Source organism: Serratia sp. HRI (assembly GCF_010119335.3).
Lineage (GTDB): Bacteria > Pseudomonadota > Gammaproteobacteria > Enterobacterales > Enterobacteriaceae > Serratia > Serratia nevei.
In genome coordinates this window covers 3056355-3078364 of sequence record NZ_CP083690.1, presented here as the reverse complement: position 1 = coordinate 3078364, position 22010 = coordinate 3056355, and the positions used below count along the sequence as shown (strand labels likewise).

The window sequence follows — 22010 nt, the reverse complement described above, 5'->3', positions numbered from 1 at the left end:
TTACCCTTTGTTAGGCAACTTCATGCATTGGGATGATAGTTCCGCGTTCCTCCACCATAATCTGCCTTGCCTGACGAATGCACTTTCCACAATCGGTACCAATCGGCACAAGTTCACGCAGCTGCTTCATGGTATGGGGATTGTGCTGACGCACCGCATTACGGATCGCTTTGTCAGTCACCGCATTACACAGACATACATACATAGAGAGACTCACTTCTTAACCAATGCATTGAGTCTAAATAGGAATGGTTTTTATTTCAATTAAGATTTGAACAAATTGCATAAAAAAGGGCACCGAAGTGCCCTTTTTTGTGTCGAAAAATTATTCGCGATTAAGCGATAACTTTAGCAACAACACCAGCGCCAACGGTACGGCCGCCTTCACGGATTGCGAAACGCAGACCGTCATCCATCGCGATTGGGTGGATCAGGGTGACAACCATGTTCACGTTGTCGCCTGGCATTACCATCTCTACGCCTTCTGGCAGTTCGATGGTACCGGTCACGTCAGTGGTACGGAAGTAGAACTGTGGACGGTAGCCTTTGAAGAATGGAGTGTGACGACCACCTTCATCTTTGCTCAGGATGTACACTTCAGATTCGAACTGGGTGTGTGGCTTGATAGAGCCTGGCTTAGCCAGTACCTGACCACGTTCGATTTCTTCGCGCTTGATACCACGCAGCAGAACACCTACGTTCTCACCAGCACGGCCTTCGTCCAGCAGTTTGCGGAACATTTCAACGCCAGTACAGGTAGACTTAACGGTGTCTTTGATACCAACGATTTCAACTTCTTCGCCAACTTTGATGATACCGCGCTCAACACGACCGGTAACAACGGTACCACGACCGGAGATGGAGAATACGTCTTCGATTGGCAGCAGGAACGGCTTGTCGATAGCACGCTCTGGCTCTGGAATGTAGCTGTCCAGGGCTTCGGCCAGTTCGATGATTTTCGCTTCCCACTCAGCTTCGCCTTCCAGCGCTTTCAGCGCGGAACCGCGGATTACCGGCAGGTCGTCGCCTGGGAAGTCGTAAGCGGACAGCAGTTCGCGAACTTCCATTTCTACCAGTTCCAGCAGCTCTTCATCATCAACCATGTCGCATTTGTTCATGAATACGATGATGAAAGGAACGCCAACCTGACGACCCAGCAGGATGTGCTCACGGGTCTGAGGCATTGGGCCGTCAGTCGCAGCTACTACCAGGATCGCGCCGTCCATCTGAGCAGCACCGGTGATCATGTTTTTCACGTAGTCGGCGTGCCCTGGGCAGTCAACGTGCGCGTAGTGACGAGTCGGGGTGTCATACTCAACGTGAGAGGTGTTGATGGTGATACCACGAGCTTTTTCTTCTGGCGCGTTATCGATCTGGTCGAAAGCACGTGCAGAACCGCCGTAGGTTTTAGCCAGTACGGTGGTGATCGCTGCAGTCAGGGTAGTTTTACCGTGGTCAACGTGGCCGATAGTACCAACGTTAACGTGCGGTTTTGTACGTTCAAATTTTTCTTTAGACACGGCTATATTCCTTACTATAGCGCTCTCCCCTTCTGGAGAGAGCACGGGACTTTGGTTTTAACCCTGCGGCTTATTTGCCACGGGCTTCGATTACGGCCTGAGCGACGTTGTTCGGTGCATCATCATACTTCAGGAATTCCATGGTGTATGATGCGCGACCTTTAGTCAGAGAACGCAGCTGAGTTGCGTAGCCGAACATTTCGGACAACGGTACTTCAGCGTGGATCTTAACGCCAGTCACTTCAGATTCCTGACCGCGCAGCATGCCGCGACGACGGCTCAAGTCACCGATAACGTCACCGGTGTTCTCTTCTGGAGTCTCAACTTCAACCTTCATGATAGGCTCAAGCAGAACTGGTTTCGCTTTCTTAAAGCCTTCTTTAAAGGCGATAGACGCGGCCAGTTTAAACGCCAGTTCAGAGGAGTCAACGTCGTGGTAAGAACCGAAGTGCAGACGAATACCCATGTCTACTACCGGGTAACCAGCCAACGGACCAGACTTCAGCTGCTCCTGGATGCCTTTATCAACGGCAGGGATGTATTCGCCAGGAATTACGCCGCCTTTGATGTCGTTGATGAACTCGTAACCTTTCGGGTTAGAGCCCGGCTCCAGTGGGTACATGTCGATCACAACGTGACCGTACTGACCGCGACCACCAGACTGCTTGGCGTGCTTACCTTCAACATCGGTAATCTTCGCGCGAATCGCTTCGCGGTAAGCTACCTGAGGTTTGCCCACGTTAGCTTCAACGTTGAATTCACGCTTCATGCGGTCAACGATGATGTCGAGGTGCAGTTCACCCATACCGGCGATGATGGTCTGGTTAGACTCTTCGTCAGTCCATACGCGGAATGACGGGTCTTCTTTAGCCAGACGGCCCAGAGCCAGACCCATTTTTTCCTGGTCAGCTTTGGTTTTCGGTTCAACGGCGATAGAGATTACCGGCTCAGGGAATTCCATACGCTCCAGGATGATTGGAGAGTCTGGATCACACAGGGTGTCCCCGGTGGTCACGTCTTTCAGACCGATCGCAGCGGCGATGTCGCCTGCGCGAACTTCTTTGATCTCTTCACGCTTGTTGGCGTGCATCTGAACGATACGGCCGAAACGCTCGCGCGCAGACTTAACGGAGTTCAGCACGGTGTCGCCGGAGTTAACAACGCCGGAGTACACGCGGAAGAAGGTCAAGTTACCTACGAACGGGTCGGTAGCGATTTTGAACGCCAGAGCAGAGAACGGCTCGTCATCACTTGCGTGACGCTCAGCCGGAGTGTCTTTACCGTCGTCCAGGATACCGTTGATCGCAGGAACGTCAGTTGGTGCCGGCAGGTATTCGATTACCGCATCCAGCATCGCCTGCACGCCCTTGTTCTTGAACGCAGAACCACAGGTAACCAGGATGATTTCGTTGTTCAGCACGCGCTGACGCAGAGCGGATTTGATTTCTTCCTCGGTCAGCTCTTCGCCACCCAAGTATTTTTCCATCAGCTCTTCGGAAGCTTCCGCAGCGGACTCGATCAGGTTCTGGCGCCATTCTTCAGCCAGATCCATCATGTCAGCCGGCACGTCTTCGTATTCGAAGGTTACGCCTGCGTCTTCTTCGTTCCAGTTGATCGCCTTCATCTTCACCAGGTCGATAACGCCGGTGAATTTGTCTTCTGCGCCGATAGCCAGCTGCAGAGGAACAGGGTTAGCGCCCAGACGAGATTTGATCTGGCCAACAACTTTCAGGAAGTTAGCACCCATACGGTCCATTTTGTTAACGAACGCGATACGTGGCACTTTGTATTTGTTAGCCTGACGCCATACGGTTTCAGACTGAGGCTGAACACCACCAACAGCACAGTAAACCATTACCGCGCCATCCAGCACACGCATGGAACGTTCTACTTCGATGGTGAAGTCAACGTGCCCTGGGGTGTCGATGATGTTTACGCGATGCGGTTCGAACTGCTTGGCCATACCAGACCAGAAAGCAGTAGTCGCTGCAGAAGTGATGGTAATACCACGCTCCTGCTCCTGTTCCATCCAGTCCATGGTGGCAGCGCCGTCATGAACTTCACCGATTTTGTGGTTTACACCGGTGTAGAACAGAATACGTTCGGTAGTGGTGGTTTTACCGGCGTCGATGTGAGCACTGATACCGATGTTGCGGTAGCGTGCAATGGGTGTTGTACGAGCCATTTGATTCCTCTATTCCTAGGGCGTTCAAGTTCAGTTAACCCAAGCGGGCCGATTTGACGCGCCCGCTTGGTTAGCATGACTACAACCGGGTGATTACCAGCGGTAGTGGGCGAACGCCTTGTTGGCTTCGGCCATACGGTGAACGTCTTCACGCTTCTTAACAGCAGAACCTTTGTTCTCTGCTGCGTCAGACAGCTCGTTCGCCAGGCGCAGAGCCATGGATTTATCACCGCGTTTACGTGCAGCATCAACGATCCAACGCATTGCCAGAGCATTACGACGAACCGGGCGGACTTCAACTGGTACCTGATAAGTAGAACCGCCAACGCGACGCGACTTAACTTCTACAGTCGGGCGAACGTTGTCGAGAGCGACTTCGAAAGCTTCCAGGTGATCTTTACCAGAACGCTGAGCCAGGGTCTCCAGCGCGGTATAGACGATTGCTTCTGCAGTAGATTTTTTACCGTCTACCATCAGGATATTTACAAATTTGGCCAGCAGCTCAGATCCGAACTTAGGATCTGGCAGGATTTTACGTTGGCCGATTACGCGACGACGTGGCATGGAAATACTCCGTTGTTAATTCAGGATTGTCCAAAACTCTACGAGTTTATTTTGACATTAAAGTTAAAACGTTTGGCCTTACTTAACGGAGAACCATTAAGCCTTTGGCTTCTTCACGCCGTACTTGGAACGAGCTTGCTTACGGTCTTTAACACCGGAGCAGTCAAGTGCACCACGGACGGTGTGGTAACGCACACCTGGCAGGTCTTTTACACGACCGCCACGGATCAGGATTACGGAGTGTTCCTGCAGGTTGTGGCCTTCGCCACCGATGTAGGAGGTCACTTCGAAACCGTTGGTCAAACGCACACGGCAAACTTTACGCAGTGCGGAGTTTGGTTTTTTCGGGGTAGTGGTATATACGCGGGTGCATACGCCACGTTTCTGCGGGCAGGCTTCCAGCGCTGGAACGTTGCTTTTAGCAGCCTTCACAGAGCGTGGTTTGCGAACCAGCTGGTTAATTGTTGCCATTAAAAAAGCTCCTGGTTTTTGCTTCGTACTAGCTTCGTAAACATGTGATAAATCCCCTCGTATGCACTACTGGCAAAGTACGAGGACGCAGAATTTTAGGGCTGACCAGTATGGGTGTCAAGAAATATACAACATCACTCTCATTACCAGGCCATTTGGCTGCGGTGTTGTTCGGTTAATTCAACGAAGTGATTATAGCCGACGACAGTGATTTTGTGCGAAAAATGACCAACCAATCCCCGGGCTTCCAGGTCGTCCTGCAGCGCGTAAAGGGATATGGGGGCGGCGAGCAGCAATTCAAGATGGGCGCTGCCGGCAAGGCCGGCAAGCACGCCGTCCTGCAGCAGCAGCAGCGCGTCGCCCTCTGCCGTCAGGCGCAGCAGCGCAGGTAAGTCACATTGGTTTGGCGAATGGCTCAGGGTATACAGCATCAGAGGATCCTAAAACGTCATCACGGCGTCGTAGCCGGCCAGTTCGCGGCGCAGTTCGTCCGGCGCCAGCACTTCCGCATCCAGCACCCAATCGGTCACCTGGCTCAGCCCACGCTCCTGCAGCGAAGCCTGGCACAGATAGCAGCGCTCCACGTCATACAGCGGCAGCACGCCGAAGGTGGCAATGTAATTGCGCGCCAAAATCTTTTCCGGTTGCTGGCCCGGCAACAGCTGCAATACGCCATCGCCGACAAAAAACACCCCCAAGTCTTCGCTGAGCGCCGACGTGGCGAGCAGCGCATCCAGCCCTTCCCTGCCGCCGGCGCCGCCGTGCGGCCCGTGGGTGAAAACAAAAGCGACTCGTTTCATCATATCCTCAGAACTGCACCAGACGGTCGCAACTCAGCGACGCTTCGGCCAGGGAACCCAACCCGCTCAGGGTAAAGCCAGGCTGCAGGTTGGCGCTTGCCAGCCCCTGTTGCGCCGCCTCCTGCTCGTCGGTGACGCCACGGCGCAGCGCAGCAGCAACGCAGACGTTGAGCGCCACGCCATGTTGCTGCGCCAGCTGCGTCCAGCCGCGCACCAGGTCGAACTCGTCGCTGGCCGGCGCGGTCAGCTGGTTGGCGTTCAACACCCCTTCACGGTAGAAAAAAACGCTGGAAAGCCGGTGCCCTTTCGCCAGCAAAGCCTGAGCGAACTGATAGGCGCTGCTGGCCTGCTGCGTGCCGTAAGCCGGGCCGGTGACCAACAGACAATAATCAAGCATCAACGGTCGCTTCCCAACAGATCGCCGCTCTTGAACTGGCGGATATACAGATACACGGTGTGTTTGGAGATATTCAGGCGATCCGCCACCTGGTTGATCGCATCCTTAATGTCGAAGATGCCTTTTTCATAGAGATTGAGCACCACCTGGCGATTCTTGGCGTTATTGGACACCGAGCGGTCGGCGTTCACCTCTTCAATGGTGAACTCCAGCGTCTGCGCCACCAGATCGTCGACGGAAGAAGCAAAATTCACCGACGACGGCACATCCTGCGCTGTCGGCGGCATAAAGGTTTGCATGATCTGCGAGAACGGCACGTCGAGGTTCATGTTGATGCACAACAAGCCGATCACCCGCTGCTCGCGATTGCGAATGGCGATGGTCACCGATTTCATCAATACCCCGCTCTTGGCGCGGGTAAAGTAGGCTTTCGACACGCTGCTGTCGTCGCCGGCCATGTCGTGCAGCATACGCAGCGCCAGGTCGGTGATCGGCGAGCCGATTTTGCGCCCGGTGTGTTCCCCGTTGGCGATGCGCACCGCCGAACTGTTCAGGTCTTCCAGCGCGTGCAGTACGATCTCGCAGTGGCCGCCGATCAACATCGCCAGCCCGTCGACCACCGCTTCATAGGATTTCAGGATTTCATGATCCGTTTGAGTAAACGGACGTTCATTCAGCAAATCAAGTTCGCTGGCTTCGCTGGATAAAAGCGAATTCGACATCGAAGATACCACCCTCATAGATCGCCTGTGCCAGGGGGCGCAGCTAAAACCGCTCGGACCGGATCGCTGCCGTCGTCGGCACGCCGCAGCGCGGCCGGCTGAGAGCGGCATCAAACGGCACGATGACATCCGCGGGCGAGGCGGCCGGGAACAATTTTAGGTACACGCCCTAAGGGGCAGACGCATGACTGATAAATCAGAATTATTAGTCTAGCAAAGCGGCCGGAGCAAAGTCCTTGCGTTTGCGCGTGGTATTGACGTTAAGCCCGATGCCCGGCAGGCGTCAAGCGTTCAATGGAGAGAGAGACGGCGGCTGCCGAAATGAAAACCGCCGCGGAGGGCATCCGCGGCGGTGGCAAACAGAACGACGATGTTATTTCGCTTTGGTAGCGGCTTTCGCGTCAGCCGGTTTTTCGGCTTTAGCGTCGGCTTTCGGCGCCGCTTTCACGTCCAGCAGCTCAACGTCAAAGACCAGCGTGGAGTTAGCCGGGATGCCCGGAACGCCGGTTTTACCGTAGGCCAGCGCCGGTGGGATCACCAGCTTGATTTTGCCGCCTTTCTTGATGTGCTTCAGGCCTTCGGTCCAGCCTGGGATCACGCCGTCCAGACGGAACGACAGCGGCTCGCCGCGGGTGTAGGAGTTATCGAACTCGGTACCGTCGGTCAGGGTGCCTTTGTAGTTAACTACCACGGTGTCGCTGTCTTTCGGTGCTTCACCCGCGCCCGGTTTCTCTACCTGGTACAGCAGGCCGGATTCGGTTTTCTTCACGCCTTTTTCTTTAGCGAAGCTGTCGCGGTACTTGGCGCCTTTGGTTTCGTTGTCCTTGGCGTCCTGTTCCATCTTCGCCTGAGCGGAAGCCTTCACGCGCGCTTCGAAGCCCTGCAGGGTCTTCTCGATGTCGGCATCGTTCAACTTGCTCTTGTTGGCGAACGCGTCCTGAACGCCAGCGATCAGCTGATCTTTGTCCAGCTTGATGCCCAGCTTCTCTTGCTCTTTCAGAGAGTTGTCCATGTAACGGCCGAGAGAGGCGCCCAGTGCGTAAGCCGCTTGCTCGTCGTCGTTTTTGAACTTGCCGGTGCTCGGTGCTGCTGCCGCGTCCGCTGGTTTAGCGGCTTCTGCCGGTTTGGCGGCATCGGCTGCCATGACCTGGGTCGCATTCAGAGCAAAAGCCATGGTGGTTGCCAGAAGCGTGACTTTAAACAAAGATTTCATCCATTTCTCCAGTGTCTGAAGCAATGCCCCAAACAATCATTAGGTAAGATAACCGGGCTACTATAGCTGCCTGAAACAAAACAAAACAGTCGCACAGGTAACCAATCGAGTCAAAGTGTGACTCCCGCTTTGCCAAGAAGTTTCCCACCGCGTGCTACTCGCATGATAAATCAGATTTTTCTTGCAGAATATTCGGCGAGGTTAGCAAAAAACGGCGTATCGAGCGCGCAACTTTTCAGCACTTTACACTGCCGATCGCAACGTTGCGCGCCGTCTGGAGAAATAGCGCGAGCAAACCCGGCGCCAGCTGTTACCATAGCGCCAAATCAGGATTTTATCGCGTCAGAGGTAGCCTCATGCACAACGCCGACACTCAACGCCTGCTACAGCGGCTTGAAGAACTGGAGAGCCGTCAGGCCTTCCAAGAGCTCACCATCGAAGAGCTCAACCAGACCGTCATCCAGCATCAAATGGAAATGCTGAAGATGCGCGAACATCTGCGCATGTTGACCGACAAGCTGCGCTCGACCCAAACCTCAATGATCGCCTCGCAATCGGAAGAAACGCCTCCGCCGCACTATTGAGGGCCTGCCATGCGGTTATTTCAGGCGTGCCAGCCCTGCGACGGCACGCTCGAGATACCGGCGCGGGCACCCCAGGTTGATACGGATAAAACCGCTCCCCTGAGGGCCGAAACCGCTGCCCATCGACGGCGCCAGCTTCGCCACCGCCACCAGCGCCTGCTGCAAGTCAGCATCGTTCAAACCCAGCGAGCGGCAATCCAGCCAGGCGAGATAGGTTCCTTCAGCCTGGGTCATCGTGCACCAGGGTGCGGCGTCCGCCAGCGCCTGCTTAAACCAACACCGGTTCTCCGCCAGGTAGTCGAGCAGCTCATCAAGCCAGGCAGCGCCCCGTTGATAGGCCACGGTCGCCGCCGTCATCGACAGCGCGTTGAACACATCCAGCCCGTGGGCGTTCAGCCGATCGACAAACGCCTGCCGAAGCCGGGCGTTGGGGATCAGGAAATTCGAAATGCGCAGCGAGGAGAGGCCGAACGTTTTGCTGGCGGACGTCGCCGCAATTACCCGCTCGCGATATTCCTCACCCAGATGCAACACCGACGTAAACGTCTCGCCGGGCAGCAGCAGGTCGGCCCAAATTTCATCGGAGATCACCGTGACGTCGTGGGCGTGGCAGAGCGCCATGAGCCGCTCCAGTTCCTCGCGGCGCCAGCAACGGCCGGTCGGGTTGTGCGGATTGCACAGCAACAACAGCGGCGGTTTACGCTGCGCCAGGCAGGCGGCCAGCTGGTCGAAATCGATCCGGTATCCCTGCGGGGTTTCCAGCAGCGGGTTTTCAATCACCTCTCTGCCGTTCATGGTGACTATCTTGGCGAACGAGCCATAGTACGGCCCCTGCACCACCACGCCATCCCCCGGCTTGCTGAGCAGTTGGATCAGCATCGCCAACCCCGGCACTACCCCTTCAATCGACGTGAACCATTCGCGCCGCAGCGGCAAGCCGTGCCGCTTGGCAAACCAGTCGATCGCCGCCTCATAGTAAGCGTCGTCGCGTTCGCTGTAGCCAAAGACGCCGTGGTCCACCCGCTGATGCAGTGCCTGCTGCACCTCCGGCGGGCACGGAAAGTCGAAATCGGACACCCACATCGGCAACAGTTCACTGCCGTCCAGTTGCAGATAGCGGTCGATGAAGTCCCACTTCACGGAGCCGGTGTTGTGGCGATCGATGATGGCGTTGAAATGACTCGTCATGTCAGGCTTCCTTACGCTGCAAGTCGTTCTGAGGTTGGAGTTTGGCGATACCGAAGCCGGTGAACCCATAAATCAGGGCGAACACCACCGCGGCATAACATTGGATCGCCCACGGCAGCAGATCGAGGGTGCTGACCCCCAGCGTGGTGGCCATGTAAATGCCGGCGGCCGTCCACGGGATCAGCGGTTCGATGACGGTGCCCGCATCTTCGACGGTGCGCGACAGATTTTTGTTGTCCAGCCCCATGCGTCGATAGGCCCCTTTGAACAGCTCCGCCGGGATCAGCAGCGCCAGCTTGCCGTCGCTGGTCGCGCCGGTCACCAGGATAGTGGTGGCAACGGTGGCGGCGATCAGCTGGCCGGTGGTGTGCACCACTTTCAGCAGCCGGCTGATGATCACCGTCAGCGCGCCGGTCAGCGTCAGGGCGCCGGCGAAGGAAAAGGCGCAGAACACCAGCAGGATCGTACTCATCATCGAGAACATGCCGCCGCGGTTCAGCAGGCGCGGCACATCGGCGACGATCCCTTCGACGTTATGGCCCTGAGTGGCGAACATCGACAGATTGAAGCCGTCCATCAACGCATTCAGCCCCTGCTGCAGGCTAAAGCCCTGCAGCGCGACGCCGATGGCGATCGCCAGCGCGCAGGCGGCCAGCATGACGGGGATCACCGGCCGTTTGGTCACCGCGCCCCACAGCACCAGCACCGGCGGCAGGATCAGCAGCAGATTGAAGTGGTACAGCCCCTCCAGCGCACCGACAATTTCGGTCACTTTTTCGGGCGTTGCCACACTGCCCACCGCACCGGTGTGGCCGGCGATCAGGTACACCACGGCGGCCAGGATAAAACTCGGCAGCGTCGTGTACATCAGATGCTGGATATGGCTGTAGAGATCGGTATCCGCAACGATAGCCGCGAAGTTCGTCGAATCGGACAACGGCGAAATTTTGTCGCCGAAGTAAGCGCCGGACACCACCGCCCCGGCCGCGGCGGCCAGCGGCACGTCCAGACCGGCGGCCACGCCCATCAGCGCCACGCCCACGGTGCCGGCCGCCCCCCACGAGGTGCCGGTGCACACCGAGATCACGCTGGTGATGAAGAACGCGGCGATCAGAATGTATTGCGGGCTGATCAGCTTCAGCCCCCAATACACCATGTAAGGAATTGTGCCGCTGATCATCCAAGTGCCGATCAGGCCGCCCACGCAGATCAGGATCATGATCACCGGCATCGCCTTCGCCAGCTTGGCCACGATGGCCTCGATGATGTCGTCCCAGCGGTAGCCTTGCCACCAGGCTAACGCCGCGGCGATGGCGGCGGAAACCAGCAGCAGCGGTTCAATGCGCAGACCAAACTGGCCATAGCCGATGATGAGCAGCAACAGCATGGCCACAATCGGCAGCGTCGCCAGCCCAAGGTTGAGCGTTTTCTTATTATCCATATACGGCTCCTGTTGAAGATGGGGTACTGCAACAGCGTAATGGCTTCGGTAATTGGAGGATGTGAGCGCAGGCAACCGGCCATGTAATCGGTTTCATGAGATGGCGTTGTGTGAGCCGTCTCTCATTCGCCGCGCTTGCTTTGCTCATGCGGTTCGCCGTCGGCGACTGAGTCTCGCAGGATAAGTTCGGCCGAAAAGCGGTTGTTTCGTGGCGCGACGTCGCTGCCGCTGTGAATCTGTAGCGCCAGGCGCGCGGCACGCCGAGCCATTTTCTCGATGGGATAATGCACGGTGGTCAACGCGGGGTGGAGATACTTCGCCAGGGCAATGTCGTCAAAACCGACGATCGACAGCGCCTCAGGCAGCTGAATGTGCCGTTGGTGGCAGGTGCGCATCATGCCGGCGGCCATCACGTCGTTGAAGGTCACTGCGGCAGTGAAGCGTGGGTCGCTGGCCAGCACGCGCTCGGCCGCCAGTTCGCCCCCTCGCTCGTTGAAGGGCACGCTGATGATCCAGCTGCCGGGTACCTCAATGCCGGCGGCGGCCATGGCCTTACGGTAACCCGCTAACCGCTGCGCGCGGTCGTCTATCGGCAGATCCGCCGTCACGCAGGCAATTCTCCGATGCCCCTGGCGTATGAGCAACTCGGTCGCCGTCTGCGCCGCATTGGCGTTGTCGAGCCAGATGCAACGGTTGGCGATGGCGGGCAGATAACGATTGATCAGCACCAGCGCAGGCGTGTGGGCGGCGTAGCGCAGCAGCTCCTCCTCCCCCATGCGCGTGACGTGCGCCACGATGGCTTCGCATCCCTGGTTGATGAGAAAATCGAGGCCGCTTTTTTCCAGCTCGGCCTGATGCCCGCCGCTGCACAACATCAACCGCACGCCGGCCTGCCGCGTGATGTCTTCCACGCCCCGCGCCAGGCGTGAAAAAAATGGATCGTCGAGGTTGCCGGTCAGCAATCCCAGCATATTGCCGCTTCTTTTCGCCAGCGCCAGCGCGGCAGCGTTGCGATGGTAGTTAAACTCGCGCATCGCTTTCTCGACGCGTTCGCGGGTCACCGGTTCAACGTAGGCGGTATTATTGATCACCCGGCTGACGGTAGCCGTGGAAACGCCGGCGCGGCGCGCAACGTCTTTCATGGTGGCCATGGCATGTCCTGTTGTACCGTTCGGCGCCCGGTGCGCCGCGCATAAAAAAGGGCAGCCGATGGCCGCCCTCTTGTCTCGTCACTGCGCTCTGCTTAGTGGCAGCCGCAGCCGCCGTTACCGCAACCACCTTTACCGTGGTCGTGACCATGGTCGTGATCGTGGCTGTGGCCGTGACCGCCGCAGCAGCCTTCACCGTGTTCGTGGTGATGGTCGTGCTCGCCGTGTACGTGGCCGTGCGCCAGTTCTTCTTCGGTCGCTTCGCGGATCGCGACAACTTCCACGTTGAAGTTCAGGTTTTGGCCGGCCAGCATGTGGTTGCCGTCAACCACCACGTGGTCGCCGTCAACTTCGGTGATTTCAACCGGTACCGGGCCCTGATCGGTGTCAGCCAAGAAACGCATGCCGACCTGCAGTTCGTCAACGCCCATGAAGACGTCTTTCGGTACGCGCTGCACCAGGTTTTCGTCGTAGTTGCCGTACGCGTCGTTCGCGCCGACGTGAACGTCAAAACGATCGCCAACGTCGTGGCCTTCGAGTGCTTTTTCCAGACCTGCGATCAGAGAACCATGCCCGTGCAGATAGTCCAGCGGTGCGCTCACCGGAGACTCATCAACCAAAACACCGTCTTCTGTACGTACTTGGTAAGCCAGGCTGACCACCAAGTCTTTTGCTACTTTCATGATATCTCCTACCGTTGGCTACTAGGACGCACACCGTTATCGGGATGCGCGCCTTTTCCGGACAGATTGTAACGGAAATCTGCCTCGCTGTACCCTCCGGGATAAAAAAACGCTACTTCGGCTGGAAAATGCCGATCACCTGCTCTTGCGGGCGAACGTGTTTTTCCACCTGTTGGTCGGTCTGGCGCTGATGGTGGCCGCACTTGACGCACTCCACCACCTCCACCTGATCCTCCCGCCATACCGCCAGCGTATCCATGGCGCTACAGCTCGGGCACACCGCCCCGGCGATAAATCTTTTACGTGTTGCAGACATCGTTATGCTCCCGCTTATTCGTATTCGTCCCAGCCGTCGAACTGGCGGCTTTCTTTTTGCATTTCGCGATGGAACAGCTCTTCCAGCTCGCGCCGCGCCTCTTTCACGCGGGAAATTTGCGCCACATCGCCCTGATGCGGCGGCATCAGTTCACGCAGCATGCGCATATCCAGGCGGCGGAAATGCTGCTGGGCGCGGAAGGCCTGATGCGGGTGCATCCCCAACTCCATCAGCGCCTTGCGCCCCAGTTCCAGCGCGCTGGAGAAGGTTTCGCGGCTGAACTGTTTTACCCCCGCCTGCAGCAACTCATGCGCCTCCACGCGGCCGCGCGCCCGCGCCAGAATGCTCAGGTTCGGAAAGTGTTGCTGGCACAGCCGCACGATCTCCATGGTGTCTTCCGGCTCGTTGCAGGTGATCACGATCGACTTGGCCTTCTCGGCGCCCGCCGCGCGCAGCAGCTCCAGCTCGGTGGCATCGCCGTAATAAACCTTGTAGCCGTAGCGCCGCAGTACGCCAACGGCGCTGACGTCGCGCTCCAGAACGGTAATGCGCATTTTGTTGGCCATCAACAGGCGGCCGATCACCTGGCCGAAACGCCCGAAGCCGACGATAATCACCTGCGGATCGTCATCTTCCACGTACGGCGTCTCCTCGTCTTCGTCTTTGGCGTTATAGCGGCGCGCCAAAATGCGGTCGATGGCCTGCATCAGCAGCGGCGTGGTCATCATCGACAGCGTCACCACCACCAGCAGCAAAGAAAGTTGATCCGGCTGCAGCACCTTTTGGGCGCCCGCCGCCGAAAACAGCACGAAGGCGAACTCACCGCCCTGGCTGAGCACCCCGGCGAACTGCAGGCGCACCGAACTGCGCAGGCCGAACAGGCGCGACACGCCGTAGAGCACGCCGGATTTGACCGTCACCAGCACCAGCACGCCGATCAACACCTCGGCCAGATGGGTGTAGAGTACGCCGATATTCAACACCATGCCCACCGAGATAAAGAACAACCCCAGCAGCAGCCCTTTAAACGGCTCGATGGAGATTTCCAGCTCGTGGCGGTATTCGCTCTCCGCCAGCAGCACCCCGGCAATGAAGGTGCCGAGCGCCATCGACAGGCCGAGCGCTTCCATAAACAGCGCCGAGCCGAGCACCAGCAACAGCGCCGCGGCGGTGAAGATCTCGCGCACGCCGGAAGCGGCGATATAGCGGAACAGCGGCCGCAGCAGGAAACGACCGCCGATCAGCATGCCGCCGAACGCCGCCACCTTGAGCGCGATCTTCGCCCAGTCGTCGCTGGTGCCGCCGGCGCCGGCCAGAATCGGGATCAGCGCCAGCGCCGGGATCACCGCCATATCCTGGAACAGCAGCACCGAGAAGCCGAGCTGCCCCCCTTCGTTGCGGTTCATGCCCTTCTCGCGCATCAGCTGCAGCGCCATGGCGGTGGAAGACATCGCCAGGCCGACGCCGCCGATCACCGCCGCCTGCCAGGCGAAGTGCGTCAGGTACAGTAACGCGCCCAGCACCGCCGCGGTGATCAACACCTGGCCGGCGCCGGCGCCGAAGATCGAACGCCGCAGCTCCCACAGCTTGCTGGGGTTCAGCTCCAGACCGATGATGAACATCAGGAACACCACGCCCAGCTCGGAGAAGTGCAGGATCTCGTCGACGTCGCGAATGAAGCCCAATCCCCAGGGGCCGATGGCGATGCCGGCGATCAGATAGCCCAGCACCGCGCCGATCCCCAGGCGACGGGCGATCGGCACCGTCACCACCGCGGCGAACAGGAACAGTAAAATGGCGGTCAGTAAGGTCGATCCTTCCATGCTCACCGCCCTCCGCGTGGCAGCGGGTGGCTCAGCCACTCGCCGTAGGCGTCCGCATGGCTACGCAGCACCTCCGGCTTTTGCCGCCGCGCCCAATACACCACGAACGGCGTCAGCCAATGCATATGGCACATCCCGGCGGTCAGCTCGAATGGCCGCAGAATATCTTCCATCGGGTAGTGGTTATAACCGCCGGTGCGGTAGGCGCCTTCCGGTTCGCCGGTGGTGATCACCGAACGCCAGTATTTGCCCGCCAGCGCATTGCCGCCCACGCCGCTGGCAAAGCCGCGCGACAGCACGCGATCCAGCCACTCCTTCAGCAGCGCCGGGCAGCTGTAGGTATACAGGGGGTGTTGAAACACGATGACCTGATGCTCACGCAGCAGCTGTTGTTCGTGATGGATATCGATAAAAAAATCGGGGTAGTGCGCGTAGAGATCGTGCACGGTGACATGTTCCAACTGCTGCGCCGGTCGAAGCAAAACCCGGTTCGCCACCGAGTCATGGGATTCCGGATGGGCATACAGCAGCAAGACCTTGGGCGGCTGCGACATCATTCCCCTCCAAAGCGTCGTCAGGGTAGCGGTTTTCCGTTACCATGCATCGCAAAGACAAAAACAGCGCGCGGTGCGCGTTCTGTTACCTTAATGATAATTTAACATACTCTGAACATACGGCGCTTTATGATTGTATTCTCCTCGCTACAAATCCGACGCGGCATCCGCGTCCTGCTGGACAACGCCACGGCGACGGTTAATCCAGGTCAGAAGGTCGGCCTGGTGGGTAAAAACGGCTGCGGCAAATCCACGCTGCTGTCGCTGCTGAAGGGCGAGATCGCGGCGGACGGCGGCAGCTTCACCTTCCCCGGCAACTGGGCGCTGGCCTGGGTCAACCAGGAGACACCGGCGCTGGACGTGCCGGCAATCGAGTATGTTATCGACGGCGACCGCGAGTTTCGCCAACTCGAAGCCGAATTGCAGGCGGCCAACGATCGCAACGACGGCCACGCCATCGCCACCCTGCACGGCAAGCTGGACGCCATCGACGCCTGGACCATCCGCTCCCGCGCCGCCAGCCTGCTGCACGGGCTCGGCTTCTCCAACGAACAGCTGCAAAGCCCGGTGCGCGACTTCTCCGGCGGCTGGCGCATGCGCCTCAACCTGGCGCAGGCGCTGGTGTGCCGTTCCGACCTGCTGCTGCTCGACGAACCGACCAACCACCTGGATCTCGATGCAGTGATCTGGCTGGAGCGCTGGCTGAAAAGCTATCCCGGCACGCTGGTGCTGATCTCGCACGATCGCGACTTCCTCGATCCGATTGTCGACAAGATCCTGCATATCGAACAGCAGACCCTGAACGAATACACCGGCAACTACTCGTCGTTCGAACGCCAGCGCGCCACCAAATTGGCGCAGCAACAGTCGCTTTATCAGCATCAGCAAGAAAAAGTGGCGCACCTGCAAAGTTATATCGACCGTTTTCGGGCAAAGGCCTCCAAGGCCAAGCAGGCGCAGAGCCGCATCAAGATGCTGGAGCGCATGGAGCTGATCGCCCCGGCGCACGTCGACAACCCGTTCACCTTCAGCTTCCGTCCGCCGGAAAGCCTGCCGAACCCGCTGCTGCGCATGGACAAAGTCAGCGCCGGGTATGGCGACAAGGTTATCCTGAAGTCAATCAAGCTGAACCTGGTGCCCGGCTCGCGCATTGGCCTGCTCGGCCGCAACGGCGCCGGTAAATCGACGCTGATCAAACTGCTGGCCGGCACCCTGGCACCGCTGAGCGGCGAGATAGGCCTGGCGAAAGGCATCAAGCTGGGTTACTTCGCCCAGCACCAGCTGGAATTCCTGCGTGCCGACGAATCGCCGCTGCAGCACCTGAGCCGCATCGCACCACGGGTGCTGGAGCAGCAGCTGCGCGACTATCTGGGCGGTTTCGGCTTCCAGGGCGACAAGGTCAGCGAAGTGACCGAACGTTTCTCCGGCGGCGAGAAGGCGCGGCTGGTGCTGGCGCTGATCGTCTGGCAGCGCCCTAACCTGCTGCTGCTCGATGAACCGACCAACCACCTGGATCTCGACATGCGTCAGGCGCTGACCGAGGCGCTGATCGATTTCGAAGGCGCGTTGGTGGTGGTCTCGCACGACCGTCACCTGCTGCGCTCCACCACCGACGATCTGTACCTGGTGCACGACGGCCAGGTCGAGCCTTTCGAGGGCGATCTCGACGACTACCAGCAGTGGCTTGTCGACCTGCAGCGCCAAGAAAGCCAGCAGGACGCACCGGAAAAAGAGAGCGGCGGCAACAGCGCGCAAGCGCGCAAGGATCAAAAACGCCGCGAGGCGGAGTTCCGTACGCAGACCCAACCGCTGCGCAAGCAGATCGCCAAGCTGGAACAGCAGATGGAAAAACTGGGCGCCGAACTGGCGGCGGTGGAGGAACAGTTGGCGGATTCCGCACTGTACGACATCAGCCGCAAGGCCGAGTTGACCGACTGCCTGCAAAAGCAAAGCCAGGCCAAATCCGCGCTGGAAGAGACGGAAATGACCTGGCTGGATGCACAGGAACAGCTGGAACAGTTAACGCAGGCGTTCGAAGCCTAAGCCTCAGGCCTTGTAAAAAGGCCTATCCCCCAGAATGGTCGCGCGGTGCATGATGCGCCGCTGCGGCAGATAATCCGCGTTGGCGTAGTGCTGCGTCACGCGGTTATCCCAGATCGCCACGTCATTTTCCTGCCAGCGCCAGCGCACCTGAAACTCCGGTTTGGTGATGTGAGCAAACAGGAAGTTCAGCAAAGCGTCGCTCTCTTTCGGCGCCAGGTCGACGATCCGCGTGGTGAAGCCTTCATTGACGAACAGCGCCTGCCGGCCGCTGACCGGGTGGGTGCGCACCACCGGATGCAGCAGCGGCGGGTTTTTCTGCACCGCCAGCTGCCAACGCTGATGCTCCTCTTCACTGCCGCGATGTTTGTGTTCCGGGAACGACTTGGTGAAGTCATGCTCCGCACGCAGCCCTGCGAGCAGCGTTCTGAACGGCGCCGACAGCGCCTCGTAGGCCGCGATGCCGCTGGCCCACAGCGTATCGCCGCCGGTGGAAGGCAAGGTCTTGGCCGCCAGGATCGCCCCCAGCGGCGGGTTCTCGATAAAGGTCACGTCGGTGTGCCAGTTATCGTTGTCCGGCGGGTTGTCGTCGTGGGTATCGAGCACGATGATCTCTTCCACGTCGGTGGCGTGCGGATAGACCGGATGGATATGCAGATCGCCGAAGCGGCCGGCCAGATCGCGCTGCTGCAGCGGCGTGATCGGCTGATTGCGGAAGAACAGCACCTGATGCTTCAGCAAGGCGTGATAAAGCTGTTCAAACTGGCCGTCGCCCAGCGGCCGGGCCAACTCGACGTTTTCCACCAGCGCCCCGATGTAAGGCCCCAGCGGGGTGATATTCAGACGTTCGTTCATTGCTGTACTCCATGCCACGGGGTCAATCGGCGCTGCAGGGCACGCAGCCCCAGCTCCAGCCCAAATGCAATCACCGCAATCACGCCGATGCCGGCCAACACCACGTCGGTCGCCAGAAACTCACCGGCGGATTGCACCATAAATCCCAGGCCGCGCGTGGCGGCGATCAGTTCGGCGGCCACCAGCGTCGACCAGCCGACGCCCAGCCCGATGCGAATGCCGGTCAGGATCTCCGGCAGCGCGCTCGGCAGCACCACAAAACGCAGCACCTGCCAACGCGTGGCGCCCAGCGCGCGGGCGGCACGCACCCTCACCTGCGCCACGCTGCGCACGCCGGCCACGGCAGACAGCGTCACCGGCGCGAAGATCGCCAGATAAATCAGCAAGATCTTTGAGGTTTCGCCGATGCCGAACCAAATCACCATCAGCGGCAGATAGGCCAGCGGCGGCACCGGGCGATAGATTTCAATCAGCGGATCGAGGATGCCGCGTACCGTGTCGTTCAGCCCCATGGCGATGCCCACCGGAATGCCGACGATCACCGCCGCCAACAGCGCTACCAGAATGCGCCCCAGGCTGGCCGCCAGATGTTGCCACAGCGTGGCGTCCATAAAGCCTTGCGGGCTGGCGATGGTGATCAACTGGTGCAGCACCTGCTGCGGCGCCGGCAAAAACAGCGGGCTGATCAGCTGCAGCGCCGTTACGCCCCACCAGACGATCAACACCGTCAACAGCGTGGCGCCGCTCAGCCAAACGTTGCGCGGCACGCTGAAACGGCGCGCCGCTTTGCCCTGCGGCTGCGCCGCGGCCTTCAGAGTGGAATGCAGGCTCATAGCAAGGCCTCGCGCTGTTGGAAAACTTTGCCCAGCACGTATTCGCGCTGCGCGATAAATTCAGGATCTGACTTGATGGCGCGGCAGGCTTCACCGTCGGCATAGCGTTGGCCAAAGTTCAGCGACAGCCGCTCCACCACCTGCCCTGGCCCCGGCGACAGCAGCAGCAGTTCGCTGGCGAGGAACACCGCCTCTTCGATATCGTGGGTGATCAGCAGCACCTGCTTGCCGGTATCTCGCCAAATGGTCAGCAACAGCTCCTGCATCTGCTCGCGGGTGAACGCGTCCAGGGCGCCGAACGGCTCGTCCAACAACAACAGCCGCGGATCGGCGGCCAGAGCGCGGGCGATGCCCACGCGTTGGCGCATGCCGCCGGAAAGCTGCCAGATAAAGTGCTGTTCATAGCCCGCCAGCCCCACGCGCTGCAGCATCTGCTCCGCCACCTGGCGGCGCTGCGCCTTGCCGACGCCGGCCAGCTGCAGGCCGAACTCGACGTTGTCCACCACGTTGCGCCACGGCAGTAAGCCCTCATGCTGGAACACCACGCCCCGTTCGGCGCTCGGGCCGTGAACGGGCGTTCCATCCAGCGTGATGCTGCCAGCTGAAGGCTCGATAAACCCGGCGATCAAATTCAGCAGCGTGGTCTTGCCGCAGCCCGACGGGCCGAGCACCACCACCAGTTGCCCGGCGGCGATCTGGAACGACACGTCACGCAGCGCGGGCCGCCCCTGATACTCTGCTGAAAGATGATTGACGTTTAGCATCCTGCTTCCTTACGACTGCGGCGCAGCCTGCACCTGTTTCACAAAACGGTCGGTCACGTAAGCGCTGTAGTCGCTGTCGACCTGCGGGATCTTGCCCTGCTGCTTGAGGAATTCGGCGGTATCGCGGATCGCCTTGTCCACCGGCTGGCCGAGTTGGGCAACCTGATCCGCCACCGGCAGATAACGGTTTCCCTTCACCAGCTCCGGCACCTGCGCTTCCGGCACGCCGCTCAGGCGCGCCAGCGTGCTGAGATGGCTCGGATCTTTCAGCCACTGCTCCGGCGCCGCCAGGTAGGCCTTTTGCGCCTGCAGGGCGCTGGCGGCAAAGGCGGTCACTACGTCGGGATGTTTCTCGGCAAAGTCTTTGCGCACCACCCACACGTCCAGCGTCGGCGAGCCCCATTCGCCCACCTGCGCGGAGTCGGTCAACACCTTGCCCTGTTTGGCCAGTTCGTTGACCACCGGCGCCCAGACGTAGGCGCCGTCGATGTCGCCGCGCTGCCAGGCAGCGGCGATGGCCGGCGGCTGCAGATTGAGGATCTTCACCTGCTCAGGCTTGATGCCCCAATGCTTGAGCGAGGCCAGCAGGCTGTAATGGGTGGTGGAGATAAACGGCACCGCAATGCGCTTGCCGATCAGATCCTGCGGGCTTTTGATGTCATTCTTCACCACCAGCGCTTCGGAGCTGCCGAGCTGCGAGGCGATGAGGAACACTTCGATGGGGAGTTTCTGGCTGGCGGCCACCGCCAGCGGGCTGGAGCCGATATTGCCGATCTGCACGTCGCCGGAGGCCAACGCACGCAGCACGCTGGAGCCGCTGTCGAACTTACGCCAGTCGACGGTCGCGCCGGACCGTTTGGCGAAGCTGTTTTCCGCCTGCGCCACCTTGGCCGGTTCTGCCGACGTCTGGTACGCCACGGTCACGTCCACCGCGTAGGCGCTGGCTGCGCTGAGCGACAGCGCCAACAGCGCCACGTTGCGTAAGGAAAAGAGTTTGCCCGCCATATTCCGCTCCGTTGATAAAAATCTGTTCAGTTGCTGACAGTTTTATCTGAGCGATGACGGGCTATAAAAGAATAAAAAAGTCTTCTTTATTACCGTGAGTAATATAAACGCGGGTTACAGCACGATACTTCCGCGCAGGAACACATGAGCATAGCCGCCGAGAAGCGTACGATCCCCTTGCAGCTCGCAGAACAGTTCGCCGCCGCGTGCCGAGACCTGCTGCGCCTGCAGCCGATGGCGGCCGAGACGCGCCGTCCAGTATGGCATCAGCGTGCAGTGCGCAGAGCCGGTAACCGGATCTTCACCGCCGTCGAGCGTGAAATAACGCGACACAAAGTCCACGGTGTCACCCGGAGCGGTTACGATTACCGCACACCCGGCCAGCGCGATCAGCGCCGGGATGTCCGGCCGCAGCGCGCGTACCTGCGCTTCATTTTCCAGCACCACCATCAGCGTTTTCGCCTGCCACACCTCCAGCGGCTGCACGCCCAGCAGCGCCGCGAGGCCCGCCGGTTCAGCCACCTTCTGCGGCGGCCGCGCGGGGAAGTCGAGCACCAGCCGTTCCCCGTCCTGCGCATTGCGCTTGACGAACAGCTCGCCGCCGGCCGAACGGAAGCGGATATCCTGCCGCGCCGGATTGATCGCGCTGAACATCACATGCGCCGCCGCCAGGGTGCCGTGGCCGCAAAGATCGACCTCGCGTTCCGGGGTAAACCAGCGGATAGCGGTCATGTCGCCGTCATCCCAGACAAAGCTGGTTTCCGGCAGGCCGATCTCGTTGGCGATCGCCTGCAGCCGCGCCGCCGGCAGCGGCTGCGTCAGCAGGCAAACCCCGGCCGGGTTGCCGCGCAGCCCTTTGCCGGTAAAGGCAACCACGTGATAATAATTTTCCGCCATCGTTCGC

Annotated in this window: 24 protein-coding genes; 2 read left to right on the top strand and 22 right to left on the bottom strand. The window is 59.5% G+C overall.

Going from position 1 to position 22010, the window contains the following annotated elements:
• Positions 1–10 precede the first annotated feature (10 nt).
• The 10 genes from bfd to fkpA form a co-directional block, all read right to left on the bottom strand.
• Positions 11–205: a bacterioferritin-associated ferredoxin gene (gene bfd / locus GF111_RS14745; RefSeq protein WP_015379266.1), complete on the bottom strand. Its 195-nt coding sequence runs from the start codon at positions 203–205 to the stop codon at positions 11–13.
• Between the two features lie 130 nt (positions 206–335).
• The gene (gene tuf, locus GF111_RS14740) at positions 336–1520 is read right to left on the bottom strand and encodes an elongation factor Tu (protein ID WP_015376315.1); all 1185 of its coding nucleotides are present in this window, start codon (positions 1518–1520) and stop codon (positions 336–338) included.
• A gap of 70 nt (positions 1521–1590) precedes the next feature.
• Positions 1591–3705 (bottom strand): elongation factor G, encoded by a 2115-nt coding sequence (fusA, locus tag GF111_RS14735; RefSeq protein WP_060428649.1) that lies wholly within the window; start codon positions 3703–3705, stop codon positions 1591–1593.
• Between the two features lie 93 nt (positions 3706–3798).
• Positions 3799–4269 (bottom strand): 30S ribosomal protein S7, encoded by a 471-nt coding sequence (gene rpsG, locus GF111_RS14730; protein ID WP_004956203.1) that lies wholly within the window; start codon positions 4267–4269, stop codon positions 3799–3801.
• Positions 4270–4365: 96 nt separating this feature from the next.
• Entirely contained in the window at positions 4366–4740 is a 375-nt protein-coding gene (rpsL, locus tag GF111_RS14725) for a 30S ribosomal protein S12 (RefSeq protein WP_004930426.1), read from the bottom strand.
• A gap of 143 nt (positions 4741–4883) precedes the next feature.
• A complete protein-coding gene (gene tusB / locus GF111_RS14720; protein ID WP_019456119.1) occupies positions 4884–5171 on the bottom strand; it encodes a sulfurtransferase complex subunit TusB in 288 nt (95 codons plus the stop codon).
• Between the two features lie 9 nt (positions 5172–5180).
• Positions 5181–5540 carry a sulfurtransferase complex subunit TusC gene (tusC, locus tag GF111_RS14715; protein WP_033636258.1) on the bottom strand — a complete coding sequence of 120 codons (360 nt, stop codon included), beginning with the start codon at positions 5538–5540 and terminating at the stop codon, positions 5181–5183.
• A gap of 7 nt (positions 5541–5547) precedes the next feature.
• Positions 5548–5937 carry a sulfurtransferase complex subunit TusD gene (tusD, locus tag GF111_RS14710; protein WP_033636259.1) on the bottom strand — a complete coding sequence of 130 codons (390 nt, stop codon included), beginning with the start codon at positions 5935–5937 and terminating at the stop codon, positions 5548–5550.
• Entirely contained in the window at positions 5937–6659 is a 723-nt protein-coding gene (locus GF111_RS14705) for a transcriptional regulator (RefSeq protein WP_048232032.1), read from the bottom strand. Before GF111_RS14705 ends, tusD begins: the two co-directional genes overlap by 1 nt.
• Before the next feature lie 373 nt (positions 6660–7032).
• The gene (gene fkpA, locus GF111_RS14700) at positions 7033–7872 is read right to left on the bottom strand and encodes an FKBP-type peptidyl-prolyl cis-trans isomerase (protein WP_038878056.1); all 840 of its coding nucleotides are present in this window, start codon (positions 7870–7872) and stop codon (positions 7033–7035) included.
• Positions 7873–8228: 356 nt separating this feature from the next.
• Here fkpA and GF111_RS14695 point away from each other — a divergent pair, with 356 nt between their 5' ends.
• Positions 8229–8456 (top strand): SlyX family protein, encoded by a 228-nt coding sequence (locus tag GF111_RS14695; protein WP_033649297.1) that lies wholly within the window; start codon positions 8229–8231, stop codon positions 8454–8456.
• Positions 8457–8471: 15 nt separating this feature from the next.
• Here the strand turns inward: GF111_RS14695 and GF111_RS14690 are convergent, their stop codons facing one another.
• From GF111_RS14690 to kefG, 7 genes are all read right to left on the bottom strand, one after another.
• A complete protein-coding gene (locus GF111_RS14690) occupies positions 8472–9644 on the bottom strand; it encodes a MalY/PatB family protein (protein WP_047729711.1) in 1173 nt (390 codons plus the stop codon).
• A gap of 1 nt (position 9645) precedes the next feature.
• The gene (gene nhaC / locus GF111_RS14685) at positions 9646–11085 is read right to left on the bottom strand and encodes a Na+/H+ antiporter NhaC (RefSeq protein ID WP_047729710.1); all 1440 of its coding nucleotides are present in this window, start codon (positions 11083–11085) and stop codon (positions 9646–9648) included.
• A 122-nt stretch (positions 11086–11207) separates the two neighbouring features.
• Complete coding sequence (locus tag GF111_RS14680) at positions 11208–12236, bottom strand: LacI family DNA-binding transcriptional regulator (RefSeq protein WP_038878062.1); 1029 nt, start codon at positions 12234–12236, stop codon at positions 11208–11210.
• Positions 12237–12328: 92 nt separating this feature from the next.
• Entirely contained in the window at positions 12329–12916 is a 588-nt protein-coding gene (slyD, locus tag GF111_RS14675; RefSeq protein WP_038878063.1) for a peptidylprolyl isomerase, read from the bottom strand.
• Positions 12917–13028: 112 nt separating this feature from the next.
• Positions 13029–13232 (bottom strand): YheV family putative zinc ribbon protein, encoded by a 204-nt coding sequence (locus GF111_RS14670; RefSeq protein WP_038878065.1) that lies wholly within the window; start codon positions 13230–13232, stop codon positions 13029–13031.
• Positions 13233–13246: 14 nt separating this feature from the next.
• Entirely contained in the window at positions 13247–15055 is a 1809-nt protein-coding gene (gene kefB, locus GF111_RS14665; protein ID WP_033645251.1) for a glutathione-regulated potassium-efflux system protein KefB, read from the bottom strand.
• Between the two features lie 2 nt (positions 15056–15057).
• Positions 15058–15609 carry a glutathione-regulated potassium-efflux system ancillary protein KefG gene (gene kefG / locus GF111_RS14660; protein ID WP_033645385.1) on the bottom strand — a complete coding sequence of 184 codons (552 nt, stop codon included), beginning with the start codon at positions 15607–15609 and terminating at the stop codon, positions 15058–15060.
• Positions 15610–15738: 129 nt separating this feature from the next.
• Here kefG and GF111_RS14655 point away from each other — a divergent pair, with 129 nt between their 5' ends.
• Positions 15739–17652, top strand: coding sequence for an ABC transporter ATP-binding protein (locus tag GF111_RS14655; RefSeq protein ID WP_038878066.1), 1914 nt, complete (start codon positions 15739–15741; stop codon positions 17650–17652).
• Between the two features lie 3 nt (positions 17653–17655).
• Here GF111_RS14655 and tauD read toward each other — a convergent pair whose 3' ends face one another.
• The 5 genes from tauD to GF111_RS14630 all read right to left on the bottom strand — a co-directional run bounded on the left by tauD (position 17656) and on the right by GF111_RS14630 (position 22003).
• Entirely contained in the window at positions 17656–18504 is an 849-nt protein-coding gene (gene tauD / locus GF111_RS14650) for a taurine dioxygenase (protein WP_033636267.1), read from the bottom strand.
• Positions 18501–19337, bottom strand: a complete 837-nt coding sequence (gene tauC, locus GF111_RS14645) for a taurine ABC transporter permease TauC (protein ID WP_033631937.1) — start codon at positions 19335–19337, stop codon at positions 18501–18503. The genes tauD and tauC overlap by 4 nt, the downstream gene beginning before the upstream one ends.
• Positions 19334–20101: a taurine ABC transporter ATP-binding subunit gene (gene tauB / locus GF111_RS14640; protein WP_038878069.1), complete on the bottom strand. Its 768-nt coding sequence runs from the start codon at positions 20099–20101 to the stop codon at positions 19334–19336. The genes tauC and tauB overlap by 4 nt, the downstream gene beginning before the upstream one ends.
• Positions 20102–20110: 9 nt before the next feature.
• Positions 20111–21106, bottom strand: coding sequence for a taurine ABC transporter substrate-binding protein (tauA, locus tag GF111_RS14635; protein WP_047729708.1), 996 nt, complete (start codon positions 21104–21106; stop codon positions 20111–20113).
• A 114-nt stretch (positions 21107–21220) separates the two neighbouring features.
• Positions 21221–22003: a PhzF family phenazine biosynthesis protein gene (locus tag GF111_RS14630; RefSeq protein ID WP_147190367.1), complete on the bottom strand. Its 783-nt coding sequence runs from the start codon at positions 22001–22003 to the stop codon at positions 21221–21223.
• Positions 22004–22010 lie beyond the last annotated feature (7 nt).

Bases quoted from the DNA above. Each gene is read 5' to 3' on its own strand.
- tusD (WP_033636259.1), bottom strand. From the start codon at position 5,937: ATGCTTGATTATTGTCTGTTGGTCACCGGCCCGGCTTACGGCACGCAG.
- kefG (WP_033645385.1), bottom strand. From the start codon at position 15,609: ATGTCGCAGCCGCCCAAGGTCTTGCTGCTGTATGCCCATCCGGAATCC.
- GF111_RS14690 (WP_047729711.1), bottom strand. From the start codon at position 9,644: ATGACGAGTCATTTCAACGCCATCATCGATCGCCACAACACCGGCTCC.
- tusC (WP_033636258.1), bottom strand. From the start codon at position 5,540: ATGAAACGAGTCGCTTTTGTTTTCACCCACGGGCCGCACGGCGGCGCC.
- fkpA (WP_038878056.1), bottom strand. From the start codon at position 7,872: ATGAAATCTTTGTTTAAAGTCACGCTTCTGGCAACCACCATGGCTTTT.
- rpsL (WP_004930426.1), bottom strand. From the start codon at position 4,740: ATGGCAACAATTAACCAGCTGGTTCGCAAACCACGCTCTGTGAAGGCT.
- kefB (WP_033645251.1), bottom strand. From the start codon at position 15,055: ATGGAAGGATCGACCTTACTGACCGCCATTTTACTGTTCCTGTTCGCC.
- nhaC (WP_047729710.1), bottom strand. From the start codon at position 11,085: ATGGATAATAAGAAAACGCTCAACCTTGGGCTGGCGACGCTGCCGATT.
- fusA (WP_060428649.1), bottom strand. From the start codon at position 3,705: ATGGCTCGTACAACACCCATTGCACGCTACCGCAACATCGGTATCAGT.
- rpsG (WP_004956203.1), bottom strand. From the start codon at position 4,269: ATGCCACGTCGTCGCGTAATCGGCCAACGTAAAATCCTGCCAGATCCT.
- tauD (WP_033636267.1), bottom strand. From the start codon at position 18,504: ATGAACGAACGTCTGAATATCACCCCGCTGGGGCCTTACATCGGGGCG.
- tauC (WP_033631937.1), bottom strand. From the start codon at position 19,337: ATGAGCCTGCATTCCACTCTGAAGGCCGCGGCGCAGCCGCAGGGCAAA.
- slyD (WP_038878063.1), bottom strand. From the start codon at position 12,916: ATGAAAGTAGCAAAAGACTTGGTGGTCAGCCTGGCTTACCAAGTACGT.
- GF111_RS14695 (WP_033649297.1), top strand. From the start codon at position 8,229: ATGCACAACGCCGACACTCAACGCCTGCTACAGCGGCTTGAAGAACTG.
- tauA (WP_047729708.1), bottom strand. From the start codon at position 21,106: ATGGCGGGCAAACTCTTTTCCTTACGCAACGTGGCGCTGTTGGCGCTG.
- GF111_RS14670 (WP_038878065.1), bottom strand. From the start codon at position 13,232: ATGTCTGCAACACGTAAAAGATTTATCGCCGGGGCGGTGTGCCCGAGC.
- GF111_RS14630 (WP_147190367.1), bottom strand. From the start codon at position 22,003: ATGGCGGAAAATTATTATCACGTGGTTGCCTTTACCGGCAAAGGGCTG.
- tauB (WP_038878069.1), bottom strand. From the start codon at position 20,101: ATGCTAAACGTCAATCATCTTTCAGCAGAGTATCAGGGGCGGCCCGCG.
- GF111_RS14655 (WP_038878066.1), top strand. From the start codon at position 15,739: ATGATTGTATTCTCCTCGCTACAAATCCGACGCGGCATCCGCGTCCTG.
- bfd (WP_015379266.1), bottom strand. From the start codon at position 205: ATGTATGTATGTCTGTGTAATGCGGTGACTGACAAAGCGATCCGTAAT.
- GF111_RS14705 (WP_048232032.1), bottom strand. From the start codon at position 6,659: ATGTCGAATTCGCTTTTATCCAGCGAAGCCAGCGAACTTGATTTGCTG.
- GF111_RS14680 (WP_038878062.1), bottom strand. From the start codon at position 12,236: ATGGCCACCATGAAAGACGTTGCGCGCCGCGCCGGCGTTTCCACGGCT.
- tusB (WP_019456119.1), bottom strand. From the start codon at position 5,171: ATGCTGTATACCCTGAGCCATTCGCCAAACCAATGTGACTTACCTGCG.